Below are 13470 nucleotides of genomic sequence, written 5' to 3'. Positions count from 1 at the left end.
TCGTCAACCAATTCTTCAGGATTCTGGAAAACACATGGCTTCGGCAAAACTCAAGGCCGCGATCATCGGGTCCGGCAATATCGGCACCGACCTCATGATCAAGATCATGCGGCACGGCAAGCATCTGGAAATGGGCGCGATGGTCGGCATCGACCGGAACTCGGACGGCCTCGCACGCGCCGCGCGTCTGAGCGTGGCGACCACGTACGAGGGCGTGCGGGGTCTGGTGAACCTGCCGATGTTCAAGGACATCGATGTGGTGTTCGACGCCACCTCGGCAGGAGCGCACGTTAAAAACGACGCCTTCCTGCGCCAGCACAAGCCCGGTATCCGCGTGATCGACCTGACGCCGGCGGCCGTCGGCCCGTATTGCGTGCCGGTGGTGAACCTCGAAGCGCACCTGGCAGCGCCGAACGTCAACATGGTGACCTGCGGCGGCCAGGCCACGATCCCGATGGTGGCGGCCGTATCGCGCGTGGCCAAGGTGCACTACGCCGAGATCGTCGCCTCGATCAGCAGCAAGTCGGCCGGCCCGGGTACGCGCGCCAATATCGACGAATTTACCGAAACGACCTCGAAGGCCATCGAAGTGGTCGGCGGTGCCACCAAGGGCAAGGCCATCATCATCCTGAACCCGGCCGAGCCGCCCGTGATGATGCGCGACACGGTGTATGTGCTGTCCGAAGCGACCAGTCAGACCGAAGTCGAAGCCTCGGTCGAGCAGATGGCCAAAGCCGTCAATGCCTATGTGCCTGGCTACCGCCTCAAGCAGAAGGTGCAGTTCGACGTGATCCCCGAGATCGCGCCGCTCACTATCCCGGGCCTCGGCAAGTTCAGCGGTCTCAAGACCTCGATCTTTCTCGAAGTGGAAGGCGCGGCGCACTACCTGCCAGCCTATGCCGGCAATCTCGACATCATGACCTCGGCGGCGCTGGCAACGGCGGAGCGCATTGCGGCTTCGGCAGCGGCGGCATAAAGGACTGTTTACCATGAGCAAGAAACTCTATATCTCCGACGTGACGCTGCGCGACGGCAGCCATGCGATCCGCCACCAGTACTCGATCCAGAACGTGCAGGACATCGCCCGCGCGCTGGACAAAGCCAGGGTCGATTCGATCGAAGTCGCCCACGGCGACGGCCTGCAGGGCTCGAGCTTCAACTACGGCTTCGGCGCGCACAGCGACCTCGAATGGATCGAGGCGGTGTCCGACGTCGTGACGCACTCGCAGATCGCCACACTGCTTCTGCCGGGTATCGGCACCATCCATGACCTGAAGGCGGCATACAACGCCGGTGCGCGCATCGTGCGCGTGGCCACGCACTGTACCGAGGCCGACATCTCGAAGCAGCATATCGAGTATGCGCGCGAACTCGGCATGGATACCGTGGGCTTCCTGATGATGAGTCATATGACCTCGCCGGAGAATCTGGCGCAGGAAGCGAAGAAGATGGAAAGCTACGGCGCGACTACGATCTACGTGGTGGATTCGGGCGGCGCGCTGAGCATGAACGATGTGCGCAGCCGTTTCCGCGCGCTGAAGGCGGTGCTGAAGCCGGAAACCAGCACCGGTATTCATGCGCACCACAACCTTAGCCTGGGCGTGGCGAACTCGATCGTCGCGGTCGAAGAGGGCTGCGACCGTATCGATGCATCGCTGGCAGGGATGGGCGCCGGCGCCGGCAATGCGCCGCTGGAAGTGTTCATCGCCGCGGCAGAGCGCATGAACTGGAACCATGGCACCGATCTGTACACGCTGATGGATGCGGCCGACGATATCGTGCGGCCGCTGCAGGACCGCCCGGTGCGCGTGGACCGCGAGACGCTCGCGCTCGGCTATGCCGGAGTATATTCGAGCTTCCTGCGTCACTCGGAAGTCGCCGCGAAGAAATACGACCTGCGCACTGTCGACATCCTGGTCGAACTGGGCAAACGCCGCATGGTCGGCGGGCAGGAAGACATGATCGTCGACGTCGCGCTCGATCTGCTCAAGCAGCAGAGCGCAGCAAAACCATCAGGTACGCAGAGGACACGTTCACGACCCGAAACAAACTGAAGTACACCGAAGCCGGCATCAGCCGTCTCGTGAGACCAACAAACAGGTTTGGATGCGCGAACGCTGTCGACGTTGTGTCGATACAAAACAACAAAAAACAAAGAACCCTGACAGATTTCGATCTGTCAGGGCTCATCAGGCACACAGCAGGCGGTGCGAATCAGTCGCGCAGGAAGTCGATGATCAGACGGTTGAACTCTTCCGCGTGTTCCCATTGTGCCCAGTGGCCGCATTTCGGGAATACGTGCAGGCGCGCATCCTGCATCGTGTTGATCATGCGCAGACCGTGATCGATAGGGACGAAACGATCGTCACGGCCCCACGTGATGAGCGTCTTGTGCTTGATCTCGGGGAAACGTGCTGACAGGTCCATCGATGTCGAGGGCATGATCTTGCCGCCTTCTGCCCAGTTTTTCAGGTGGTTCAGGTTCGACTGGATATTGTTCCAGCGGCCTTGACGCAGTTCCTCAGTAATACCAGCCGGGTTGTAGACGAAGACTTCGAGCATGGCCTCGAAGTTCTCGTACGAAGGCTGCGCGTAAAGACGCGACATACGCTTGATGCCTTCTGCTGGCTGCGGCTGGAAAAGGCTCGGACCTTGCGCACCCGGCCCCATCAGAATCATCTTGTCCAGGCGATCAGCGAAGTCGAGAGCGAATGCGATGGCCGTCGCACCGCCCATCGAGTTGCCGACCAGATTCGCCTTGTCGAGACCGAGGGCATCCATCACGCCCTTGATTGCACGCGCGTTCAGCACATTGCGCGGCGTGTCCGTCATTTTCAGTTCATCGGATTTGTTGAAGCCAGGCTGATCGAGCAGGATGGCGCGGAAACCCGCTGCCGCCAGTGCTTCGATATTGCGGTAGTAATTGCTCCAGCCGCTCGCACCCGGACCGCCGCCGTGGAGCATGATGACCGCGGGGCCAGCGCCCATGTCGTTGTAGTGGAGCTTGAAATTCTCGAGGCGCGGTTCGTTGATCGTCACGAACTGGCTGGTACCTGCTTCGGTGAAGGACATTTGGCGTGCTCCAGAGATATCCGATTTAGAAATTTATGCCGGACGATTAGCGGGAATATTGCAACGGCGGCAGTGCCTCACCGAGCAGGAAACCGCCGAGCGTCCCTGCGTTATCGTCCGCGTTCTGCGTGATGTGATTTGCGGCCGCCATCACGTCGCGCATGATGCGCTGGATTGGCTGGTCGTTAAAAAGCCCTTTCGCCGCAGTCGCCGTGAACAGCAATTGCACCGCTTCCTGACAGTCACGACCGACCGATGCGACATCGAGCCTGTACAGGACCTGGTCTTCAATCGAGATCAGTTCACGACGTTGCACAATCTTTGTCGTTTCGATCATCATTTGGAGCAGACGGGCGCGCGCCGAGCGCACGAGCAGCACCGCGTTGGCCAGCCTGTCCTTGACGTAGGGGCTCGAGCTGACGGGCTTGCCGGTCGTGCCATTGCGCCGCGACTTCATCTGCTCGATGTAGTGATCGATCGCGCCCTGAGCCATACCGACTGTGACCGCCGATACCGAACCCGCAAAAATCTGCACGAACGGGAACAGGAACTCGGAGCCACGAGGGTCCATCGAGTAATCGGAAATACTGTGTGTCCGATGTTCGGGAACGAAGACCTTCTCGACAAGCAGACTCTTGCTACCGGTGCCGCAAAGACCCATGACATGCCAGTCATCGATGACCTGGTAGTCGGATCGTGGAAGCAGTAAGCTGAGTTTGTCGATGGGCTTGCCTTCGTCGTCGCGCTCGAACGCGCCGAGAATCACCCATTCACCGTGATCGGTACCGCTCGAAGTCGGCCACTTACCGTCGATGATGTAGCCGCCCTCGACCTTCTTGACCGAACCGACCGGCGCATAGGATGACGCGACAATCACGTCATCCTTGGCCGACCATACGTCGTCACCGGCCTGCTGCGGAAAGAGCCCGAATTCCCACGGATGGACGCCCAGAATCATCATGTTCCAGGCGCTGGAGCAGCAGCCGCGGCCGAGTTCCATCAGCACCTTGAAGAACACAGCCGGATTCATCTCGTAGCCACCCCAGCGACGCGGCTGGAGGATACGGAAAAAACCTGCTTCAACGAATTTTTCGATGATGTCGGCGGGGACCGAACGTGCGGCCTCGACTTCGGCAGCACGCTCGCGCAGCCACGGAATCATGACGCGAGCACGCGCCACCAGTTCATCTTCTGTCGGAATCTGCGTCGCGACTTCTCTACTGTTCATAATATTTCCTTTGTTATGCCGTCATTCGATCAGCCGAATTTATGACCCCAGTCGCTCAACCGCGGGTGCGTGGACACCTTCCAGGTTGCGTCGTCCACGACGATCCCGCCATGGCCGTATTCGACGGCGAATCCCGAAGGCGATTTGACATAGAACGAGAACGTGAGATCGTTAGGATGACGGCCCAGATGCATGAGCATCGGCAGACCGGCAGCGATACAGCGATCGTATGCGAGCCCAACGTCGTTCATGTCCTGAACCTGGAGCATCAGGTGACCGAGACGTTTGTTGCCCGGCATCGTGCCCGTGGCGAGCGAATGATGACGCCCACCAGTCGTGTGCATGAATGTCACATCGACTTTGACGCCGGGCGCAAGTTCTGCGCGGATATAGTCGCTGAGCTTGAGGCCCAGGACCTTGCGATAGAAATCGACAGATTGATCGAGGTCTTTTGACCGGATCACGATGTGGCCGATTCCGAGCCTGCCGGTCTCGAAACTACCGCGCATGACCTTCGAATGCCAGGCGTCGGTCATCGGAGCGATATGAGGCCCGGTGTAGAACGCGTGACGGAAGCCCGAAGGATCGTCGCAGTGGTAGAGCATCTCGACCCGGCGTTCCCCGCACAGTGCCGGACCTCCTCGCTCGACGGCCTGACCGATACTCCGAAGACGTTCGACGTAGGCTTCGAGTTTCTCCGGAGTCTCGAACTCCCAGCCCGCTTCGAAGATGTCTTCGTCGTCGCTTTTCTGAACGAGAATCCGCTGCACGTACTCGTCCATACGCAGCGTCAACGAATTACCGTCCGGCGCGGCCTTCACCTGGAGCCCGAGGATGTCGCTCGCAAACCTGGACCACGCTTCAAGGTCCTGTGCACCGACTACCACGTAGCCCAGATTCGATATTTCGGCACCCGCGTCGCTCATGTTGTGTTCTCCAGTGTTCCGAATTGCATGGCCGGTCCTCGACCAGGTTTCCGGCCAGGGTCTCGACCAGGGTCACAACCGATAATATCAATGTCATGTAGTATTGCGACCAAGTACTTTCCCTTAAATATGGGGATGTCGCTGCGTATCGATCCATATATCATAAGGTGACATTAGCGTTACATGGGGACGCGACTGCGGCTACAATGACAGTCCACGAACGTTCTACTATTACGATCGAGGCGCAATCTTTTCCAAGGCCCGAAAAATGAGCACATCCATTCGAATTTTCTTCCTGATTCAACAATTAAACCGCCTGGTCGTCAGTCGCATCGACGAGACATTGAACGGCGAGAACATCACGGCCCGCCAATTCCTTCTTCTCGATCTGCTGTCCAACCATGAACCATGCTCCAGTGCAGAACTGGCGCGCCGTGCTCACATGACAGCCCAGGCTATGGGCGAGTCGGTGAAAGCGCTGGAACAGCGTGGGCTTCTGGAAAAAATGGCAAGCGAGAACGACGCGCGAGCACTCCGCATTCAACGCACACCACTCGGATGGGAGACGTTCATGCGCTGCAGCGAAGCCGTGAACAAAGCTGAAGAAGAATTCTTTTCGTGCCTGGCGTCGTCCGAAGTGGCGCGTCTGCGCGGGAGTCTCGCATTAGTGCGCGAAATCGCGATTGACGCCCTCAAGAGCGCGGAAAATTGAACGACCATAGTTCGTCGTAAAAGCTGTATGGTCCACAAAGGAAAATCGATGACAACGAAAGATGAAATTGTCCATCGCCTTCGGCGGCTGGACTGCTGTGCAGTGTCAGACGCGCTCGACAAGCTCGGGCTTTCGGGCGTCGCGACCGGCGTCCCCCAGGCACCGGGATCGAAACGCATCGCAGGCCGCGTGATCACGATGAAACTCGCGCCGGGTGAGCCGCCTCCGGGACCGCCGCGCCATCTGGGCACGACAGCCGTCGAATTCGGGGATCCCGATTCCGTGATCGTCATCGAGCAAACGAGCGGCGTGGACGCCGGGTGCTGGGGCGGCATACTATCGCTCGCAGCCAAGGTCAAGGGAATCGCCGGCGTCGTCGCCGATGGTCCGGTTCGCGATATCGACGAATCGCGCGAAATGGGATTCCCGGTCTTCACGCAGAAACTGACGTCGCGAACTGCACGCTCGCGCATCGTCGAAAAAGCGGTCAACGAACCGGTCACGGTTTTTGGTATCACGACGAATGCCGGCGACTATGTGATTGCGGACAGCAGCGCCGTGATCTTCATCAGCGCCGCCAATATTGCCAAGGTGGTCGAAACTGCCGAAATGATCGTCGGCAAGGAAGCGCTGATGGCCAAGGCAGTGTTGGCCGGCACTCCCGTTCACGAAGTGATGGCCAGCAACTACGAATTCATGCTCAAGGGTTGATCATGTCTGAAATCGAAGTCGACAAGAATGTCGAGCGCGCGGCAAAACTCGAAACCGCGACGCTGAGCGATGCACTCGATCGTCTGGGCCTCGTCGGCCAGTGTTACAAGATCAAACCGCGTGACCCGTCGTTTCGTATGGCTGGCCGTGCGTTCACCATACTCTACGGTCCGGCTGGTTCGCCCGCTGGTACGGTCGGTGATTTCATCGACGATGTGCCTTCGGGGTCGGTCATCGTGCTCGACAACGGCGGTCGTGAAGATGCGACGGTATGGGGCGATATCCTGACCGAAATCGCGCATCGTCGCGGCATCGCGGGCACAGTGATCGACGGCATCAACCGCGACGTCCATCTATGCCTGTCGCTCGGCTATCTGGTGTTCTCCAGAGACAACTGGATGCGCACGGGCAAGGATCGCGTGCAGGTAGAGGGCACAAACGTACCGGTCACGATAGGAAATGTGCGTGTCGCGCCCGGCGATCTGCTGCGCGGTGACGCAGACGGTGTGATCTCGATTCCGAAGGAACACGAAGAACGCGTGCTTGCCGCTGCCGAAGAAATCGAAGCCGCCGAAAAATCGATTCGCGAAGCGGTCGCGACCGGCATGCGCCTCGATGACGCTCGCGCCCAGTTCAAGTATCACCAGTTACAGACGCGTCGCACCGGGGACCAGGTATGAGCGAGCCCCGTTTCAATCCGAAGACGACCACCAGGCTCGATATCAGGCGTCCGAGCCCGGATCTTCTGGCGCAGGCCTCTGCTCTTCCTGCCGCGACGCTCCACGAAGCAGCTGGCAAGATCGGGGTCATGCCCCCCGCGATCAAACCCGTGGCCCCCGGATTCAGGATCTGCGGACCTGCGGTCACCGTTCACGCACCGGGCGGCGACAACCTGTGGCTGCATCGTGCGATCTATGCAGCCGACCCGGGAGACGTTCTGGTTGTGTCCGTGGGGGACGCCTATGAGTATGGCTACTGGGGCGAGGTCATGTCCACTGCGGCTCTTGCGCGCGGTCTCGGCGGCCTCGTGATCAATGGCTGTGTACGCGACCAGCGGTTGCTCGCAGCAATGGGTTTCCCGGTCTATGCGCGTGGCCTGTGCATCCGGGGTACGGGCAAGGACTTCGGGGCCCGTGGCTGGATCAATGCGCCGACCCGCTTCGACGATGTGACGGTTGAAGCCGGTGATCTTATCGTCGCTGATGAAGACGGTGTGGTCGCGATTCCGGTAACCCGTGTTGCTGAAGTGATTGCCGCTGCGCAAGCTCGTGAGGCCAGGGAAGCAGATCAGATGCGTCGCATCCGGGAAGGGGAATCCACGCTCGCCATTTTCGGCTGGGATCAGTGATCCCGTAACTGGAAAAAGAAAACCCCGCCGAAGCGGTAATGCCGTTCAGTTAAGCGAATGAACGGCAATTTGTTTTTGATGGGCGCGTCAATGGGACGTCGCGACGTTTCTAGACGTGGTCTTGAGCAAGCCAATAAATAAGGTTTGGCGGCGTCAAGCCTGGTTTCTTTGCCGGCACCTACGAGCTCGCAGCCCGCCTAAAACCGGTTTCTTTGCTCTAAAGCGACAGCACAGGTTTCATTGCTCCGGAACAGGTTTTATTTGCAAAGAACCAAGAGCTATTTGCCCGCCGAAGCCCGCTGCCGGCCTATGCGCGGCTTGCATGAATTGATTTTTTTAATGAATTTGTGCAGACGGCCGGAACACGGTCGAATGTCGGCTTTCTCGCGGCCGGCGTATAACGCTGCGCCGCCTGTTTGAATTCATCAAAAAAGCCGATAAGGAGCAACAATGAAAGCCATCTTGGCCACCCTGACGATTGCAGTGCTGGCCGTATCGTCCGGGAGCGCAATCGCCAAGGATTGGTCGACCGTGCGGTTCGGGGTCGACGCGAGCTATCCGCCGTTCGAATCGAAAGCCGCCGACGGCAAGCTCGTCGGCTTCGATATCGATCTCGGCAATGAGATCTGCCGCCGGCTAAACGCGAAATGCGTGTGGATCGAGAATTCGTTCGACGGCATGATTGCCGCGCTGAAAGGCCGCAAATTCGACGGCGTGCTGTCGACGATGTCGATGACGCCCGCGCGTCAGGCGCAGATCGGGTTCTCGTCGAAGGTGTTCCGCATTCCGACGCGTCTCGTCGCGAAGAAGGGCTCGCCGATCGAGCCGACGCCGCAAGCGCTGAAGGGCAAGCGCATCGGCGTCGAGCAGGGCTCGATTCAGGAAACCTACGCGAAGACGTATTGGGAGCCGGCCGGCGCGGTGATCGTGCCGTATCAGGATCAGGATCTGGTGTATTCGGATCTGCTTGCCGGCCGTATCGACGCGTCATTGCAGAACGCGGTGCAAGCCGATATCGGCTTTTTGCGCACCTCGCGCGGCAAGGACTTCGGATTTGCCGGCAATCCGCTTTACGACGCGAAAACGCTCGGCAGCGGCACGGCGATCGGTTTGCGTAAAGAAGATACCGATCTGCAGGAAAAGATCGACAAAGCCATTGCCGATATCCGCGCCGACGGCACTTACGACCGCATTGCGAAAAAGTATTTCGATTTCGACGTGTACGGTCAGTGAGCCGGGACCGCGCGGCACGTGGCCAGCTTCGACCTGGCACTCGCGCGGCCCGACATCTAAACTGTTCTCATGAAGTTCCTGAGCCGTGACGTGGCGAGCCGGTATGCCGACTCGGCTGCAACCGGCGCTTCCCCGGCCCGACCCGCATTGGGGAGGCACTGACATGCAAGGCTTTCAGATCACGTTCTTCACCCAGCAGGGGCGCAGCCATCATGGCAAGCCGCTTGCCGACTGGCTCGTGCGTCTCGCGAGCGAACTCGGCCTGCGCGGCGCGACCGTGATTCCAGCTTGCGAAGGCATCGGCCATCATCACCGCATCCACTCCGCGCACTTCTTCGAGCTTGCCGATCAACCGTTGTCCGTCGTGATGGCGGTGACGAGCGACGAAGCCGATCGGCTGTTCGATCGTCTGAGCGCTGAGGGTTTGCATCTGTTCTACGTGAAGACGACGGCCGAGTTCGGCGTCGTCGGAGAGGACGACGGGGCCTGAAAGCCCCGCTCTCGATGGCAAGTCCCGAACCTCGTTTTCTCGACCTGGTCCGTGTACGCGCGCGGGTATCCAGCCGCACGGGGCTGCGATGGGCATGTCGAATGCTTCGCTACTGGAGCCGAGTCATCCCAGGGAGAGCGAATCATGCGACAAGTTGCGACAAACATGCTGATCGCGCTATCGGCCATTGCGTTGATGGCGGGCGCATCCGGCTGCAAGCGGTCGGCCGAGAACGGCCGCATCTCGACGGGCCAGATGAGCAGCGGCGTGATGAGCAATTCGGCGAGCCCGCGTGGCACACCCGGCGATAGCGACGCGGCGAAGCGTGCGAACGGCGAGGCGGGCGCGGCAGCGAGCGCATCGCCCGCCGCGAGCCACGCCGCGGCGGTCCACAGCACGCCGGCGAGCGGGGCGTCCGCGACGCAGTAGGCGTCGCTCAGGCCCGGCGCATCGCAGAACTATTCGTCCAACGGATCGGGGTCGCCCAATGCGGAGTCGATCGCGCGCTGAGCATTGTCGACGGCCTCGCCGATCGCGGGCTTGCCGCGCAGCGCGGAGCGCGCATGCCGCGGAGCGGTCCAGTCTTCGAGGTCGCGAGCGTCGGTACCGGTGCGATCGATTCGCGTGGTGATCGACGAACCGCCGGCCGGGTCGTCCTCGACGAGCACGGTGATGGTGAAGCCGCGGTGGAGATGAACTTCCTGCATCGACGGTTCTCCTGGCTGGTTCGCTTTCGGGGCAGCATGCGCCGTTCCACGCGCTCGGGGGCTCCTGCTCTTATCGATTTCGTCCCGGTTTCACCCCAATAGAACGGGACGCAGAACCGCGCGCAGCAGCTGACTCAACGAAGGCCCGCTCCAAAGGCTATGCCGCTGGCTCCTCGTGCCGTACGTTGACCATCCACGGCACGCCGAAGCGGTCGATCAACGTACCGAAGCCGCTGGTCCAGAAGGTCTGCTGAAACGGCATCGTGACCTGTCCGCCATCCGCCAGCGCGTTGAAATATTTCTCGCCGGACGCCTGGTCGTCGGCGGTGACCGACAGGCTGAAGCCCGCATGCACGGTATCGCCGCCGCGGCAATCGCCATCCGACATCAGCACGTGTGTGTTACCGATGGCGAGCGTCGCGTGCATGATCTTGTCGGCGTGTTCGGGTGCGACCGGGCGAGCGGGATCAGGCGGCGCGTCTTTCGCGCGCAGCTTCAGCAACTCCTGCGCGTCGAGCGCCGAACGATAGAACGCAATGGCTTCCTCACAACGGCCATTGAAGAACAGATAGGGTTGGATTTCCATGCTGGTTTCCTGAGACGGGCGGGGGTAGCAGACGATTCTATCAGCGCGATTTCGCGGACGGACGGCTTTCGAGCCTGCGATCAAGCAATGCCTGCCGCGCTTTAGTGTGCCCCCGCTTCATGCCTTCCCGGCATGATTGCCGCCATTGGCTGGATAAGCCTCCTGCAACGCAATCGAGCCGGTTTCCAGCAGCGATTTGAGGTTGGACATGATCTTCGGCCAGCCCCCCGACACCGCCTCGATGAACTTCGACTGATCGCGCTCGATCGTATGCGTGAGCGTCAGCTTGACCGCCGTTCCGCTCGGTTCGAGCTCCATCGTGCAGCGCGAATCGCCTTCGGCCTGCAGCTCGGGCCGTTTTTGATGCCGCCAGCGAATCACGAGGCGCCGCGGCGGCACAGCCTCGATGATCTCGCCCGCGTCGAAAGTCTCCCCCGCGCTCGACACGAGTTTCCACGACGAGCCCGCCGTCCATTCGCTATCGCAGTGCATGCCGAACCAGTACTGCTTGATGAACTCCGCGTCGGTGAGCGCCGACCACAACTGTTCCGGCGTGGTGCGGATATAAGTCACGTAGACGAATGTCGATCTAGTCATTGCCTTTCTCCAGGCGTCGTTTCAGGGAAGAGAGCGCCTTCAGGCGCGGTTTTTCGAACTTGGCAATCCAGCGCTCGTAGATCTGCTGCAGCGGCACTGGATTGAGGAAGTGCAATTTCTCGCGCCCGCTGCGCACCGTCACGACGAGGTTCGCCGCTTCCAGCAGGCCCAGATGCTGCGTCACGCCTTGCCGCGTCATGTCGAGGTGCTCGCACAGGTCGTTCAGGGTCTGGCCGTCGTGCGCATGCAGCACGTCCAGCAGCTTGCGCCGGCTCGGATCGGCGAGGGCTTTGAATAGCAGGTCTGTGTCGTCGGGGAACTCGGCCATGAACGGCTATAGGCAAGTAATCTGTTGCATTTACTATAGGCAAGAGATTGCTTGCATGTCAAGGAGAGTGAGGAAGCCTCGTAGATCCCATATGAGCGCACAACTGAAGGAAAACAATTAAGTCGGTCGGAGAACAATTAAGTCAGTCGGGCCTAACGATAATTTTTCTCTCTTATCTGGTATGTTTCAAAAGTGATCCTTGCTTTTACGCAGCGAACCAGCGTTTTGCTCGCCTTCAGGACGCGCGACGACTTATTCTTTACTTGGTAACCCGATAAAAGGTGGAGATCGATTGCGCCAAGAGGATAGGCTTGCCAACTGGGTTCAGGAGCCAGAGAAAACATTTGTTTCTTGGCTCGATGGTCAGCGCGCCCCTGAACGGCAGTTCCGTGAATCGTCGCAGGAGGCATACACCTCAATTTTCGCAATTTGGGTCCGGCATTTGGCGGACCGCCGACTAAACGTGTTGGAGGCGACGCCCATGGACGCCACCGAGTTCTTCGACACGCACGTCCTTGCACCAGTTTCGCGTCGTCGTTACCGCCAACTGCTACACAAGGTATACCGGTATCTCTTGTCATGCCGACTGGTACAAACAAATCCGCTTTCGCTCGAAGTCGCCAAGGAGAGCCCGCCCGACGTCCCGCCTCCGGCATGGCTGGAAAGGGCTGAGCAAGACGCGTTGATTAGCAGGCTGCGTGAGATTGAAGGATGGAAGGGAGGGCGTGACCGAGCGATGGCCGCACTTCTTCTTGGCGCCGGCTTGCGGGCGAATGAGTTGACCCAACTGCCAGTGAGTTGCTTTGATGAACGTCGTTACGTCATCCGAGTTATACCGGAATGTCCTCATTGCGCACACACCACGCGTGTGCTTCCGGACGGGCCATGGAGAGAATGGCTGGATCAGTGGCTTATGGAGCGCGTAAGTCTTTCTATCCCTGGTCCGCTGCTCTGCCCCGCCACGCGCAAAGGCAACGCTCTTTGTCCATCAGCGCTGTATCGGCGAGTATCCGGCTGGCTCAAAGACGCCAACGTAGACGCGCAGCGAGGCGGCGCGGGCATCTTGCGCAATACCTTTGTACGAAGCGCACTGACGTGTGGTCGGTACTCGCCGGCGGAAGTGCAGGAGTTTCTCGGTCACGAGTTTTTCCGGTCAACCGCCCGCAGCATCCCATCAACCGCGAAGAACCTTGTTGCAGAAGCAAAGGCGGTCGAGCGATTGGCAATTGCTGCACAGCAAGCGCAGTCCACGTCGCTCGCCTTAAAAGCTCATTTCCGAAAGTTGCAAGAAGGAACACCGGCCGCGCCGCACATAGCTCGGCTGACGGTTGCAGCCCAAGAATTGCAGGCAGCGCGAGACGACCTGGATGCCTTGCTTACAGGCGTGGATGTGCCTCGTTAGCCTTTCGGTATCCCTTCGCTAAAGCGACGATGCATCTCTGCGCCCGGACACGAACTGCATCGTGCATGATCAACCGCTCGTGGTTATTCGTGAAGACTGTGCATTAACAGCGGCGGACACTGTCGAGCAA

17 protein-coding genes are annotated in these 13470 nt (G+C 59.8%); 10 read left to right on the top strand and 7 right to left on the bottom strand.

Annotated elements, in window-relative coordinates; translation table 11 throughout:
• Positions 1-34: 34 nt before the first annotated feature.
• Entirely contained in the window at positions 35-976 is a 942-nt protein-coding gene (locus AB4Y34_RS30265) for an acetaldehyde dehydrogenase (acetylating) (protein WP_368718089.1), read from the top strand.
• 13 nt (positions 977-989) lie between these two features.
• Positions 990-2054: a 4-hydroxy-2-oxovalerate aldolase gene (gene dmpG, locus AB4Y34_RS30260; protein ID WP_368718088.1), complete on the top strand. Its 1065-nt coding sequence runs from the start codon at positions 990-992 to the stop codon at positions 2052-2054.
• A 160-nt stretch (positions 2055-2214) separates the two neighbouring features.
• Here dmpG and AB4Y34_RS30255 read toward each other — a convergent pair whose 3' ends face one another.
• From AB4Y34_RS30255 to AB4Y34_RS30245, 3 genes are read right to left on the bottom strand one after another with little or no spacing between them, the layout of a single operon-like run.
• Positions 2215-3072 carry an alpha/beta fold hydrolase gene (locus AB4Y34_RS30255; RefSeq protein ID WP_368718087.1) on the bottom strand — a complete coding sequence of 286 codons (858 nt, stop codon included), beginning with the start codon at positions 3070-3072 and terminating at the stop codon, positions 2215-2217.
• A gap of 46 nt (positions 3073-3118) precedes the next feature.
• Positions 3119-4300 (bottom strand): acyl-CoA dehydrogenase family protein, encoded by a 1182-nt coding sequence (locus AB4Y34_RS30250; protein ID WP_368718086.1) that lies wholly within the window; start codon positions 4298-4300, stop codon positions 3119-3121.
• Between the two features lie 29 nt (positions 4301-4329).
• On the bottom strand, positions 4330-5226 hold the full coding sequence (locus AB4Y34_RS30245; protein ID WP_176121601.1) for a VOC family protein: 897 nt from the start codon (positions 5224-5226) through the stop codon (positions 4330-4332).
• Positions 5227-5494: 268 nt separating this feature from the next.
• On the opposite strand from AB4Y34_RS30245, the gene AB4Y34_RS30240 reads away from it, so the two are divergent.
• The 7 genes from AB4Y34_RS30240 (at position 5495) to AB4Y34_RS30210 (ending at position 10149) form a co-directional block, all read left to right on the top strand.
• Positions 5495-5938 (top strand): MarR family winged helix-turn-helix transcriptional regulator, encoded by a 444-nt coding sequence (locus tag AB4Y34_RS30240; RefSeq protein ID WP_176380463.1) that lies wholly within the window; start codon positions 5495-5497, stop codon positions 5936-5938.
• A gap of 48 nt (positions 5939-5986) precedes the next feature.
• On the top strand, positions 5987-6649 hold the full coding sequence (locus AB4Y34_RS30235; RefSeq protein WP_368718085.1) for an RraA family protein: 663 nt from the start codon (positions 5987-5989) through the stop codon (positions 6647-6649).
• A 2-nt stretch (positions 6650-6651) separates the two neighbouring features.
• Positions 6652-7329: an RraA family protein gene (locus tag AB4Y34_RS30230; RefSeq protein WP_368718084.1), complete on the top strand. Its 678-nt coding sequence runs from the start codon at positions 6652-6654 to the stop codon at positions 7327-7329.
• Positions 7326-7997, top strand: coding sequence for a 4-carboxy-4-hydroxy-2-oxoadipate aldolase/oxaloacetate decarboxylase (locus AB4Y34_RS30225; RefSeq protein ID WP_368718083.1), 672 nt, complete (start codon positions 7326-7328; stop codon positions 7995-7997). The genes AB4Y34_RS30230 and AB4Y34_RS30225 overlap by 4 nt, the downstream gene beginning before the upstream one ends.
• Positions 7998-8447: 450 nt before the next feature.
• Entirely contained in the window at positions 8448-9230 is a 783-nt protein-coding gene (locus tag AB4Y34_RS30220) for an ABC transporter substrate-binding protein (RefSeq protein WP_176380467.1), read from the top strand.
• Between the two features lie 163 nt (positions 9231-9393).
• Complete coding sequence (locus AB4Y34_RS30215) at positions 9394-9720, top strand: DUF190 domain-containing protein (protein WP_176111649.1); 327 nt, start codon at positions 9394-9396, stop codon at positions 9718-9720.
• A 144-nt stretch (positions 9721-9864) separates the two neighbouring features.
• The gene (locus AB4Y34_RS30210) at positions 9865-10149 is read left to right on the top strand and encodes a hypothetical protein (protein ID WP_176380468.1); all 285 of its coding nucleotides are present in this window, start codon (positions 9865-9867) and stop codon (positions 10147-10149) included.
• A 29-nt stretch (positions 10150-10178) separates the two neighbouring features.
• Here the strand turns inward: AB4Y34_RS30210 and AB4Y34_RS30205 are convergent, their stop codons facing one another.
• From AB4Y34_RS30205 to AB4Y34_RS30190, 4 genes are all read right to left on the bottom strand, one after another.
• Positions 10179-10427 (bottom strand): hypothetical protein, encoded by a 249-nt coding sequence (locus AB4Y34_RS30205; protein ID WP_176121607.1) that lies wholly within the window; start codon positions 10425-10427, stop codon positions 10179-10181.
• Between the two features lie 157 nt (positions 10428-10584).
• Positions 10585-11013 carry a VOC family protein gene (locus AB4Y34_RS30200; protein WP_176380469.1) on the bottom strand — a complete coding sequence of 143 codons (429 nt, stop codon included), beginning with the start codon at positions 11011-11013 and terminating at the stop codon, positions 10585-10587.
• 117 nt (positions 11014-11130) lie between these two features.
• Entirely contained in the window at positions 11131-11610 is a 480-nt protein-coding gene (locus tag AB4Y34_RS30195; RefSeq protein WP_176380470.1) for an SRPBCC family protein, read from the bottom strand.
• Positions 11603-11938, bottom strand: coding sequence for a helix-turn-helix transcriptional regulator (locus AB4Y34_RS30190; RefSeq protein WP_176380471.1), 336 nt, complete (start codon positions 11936-11938; stop codon positions 11603-11605). Before AB4Y34_RS30190 ends, AB4Y34_RS30195 begins: the two co-directional genes overlap by 8 nt.
• A 292-nt stretch (positions 11939-12230) precedes the next feature.
• On the opposite strand from AB4Y34_RS30190, the gene AB4Y34_RS30185 reads away from it, so the two are divergent.
• A complete protein-coding gene (locus AB4Y34_RS30185; RefSeq protein WP_368718082.1) occupies positions 12231-13340 on the top strand; it encodes a tyrosine-type recombinase/integrase in 1110 nt (369 codons plus the stop codon).
• Positions 13341-13470 lie beyond the last annotated feature (130 nt).

The organism is Paraburkholderia sp. BR10954 (genome assembly GCF_040965775.1).
GTDB lineage: Bacteria > Pseudomonadota > Gammaproteobacteria > Burkholderiales > Burkholderiaceae > Paraburkholderia > Paraburkholderia youngii.
This window is presented reverse-complemented; position numbering and strand designations above follow the sequence as displayed.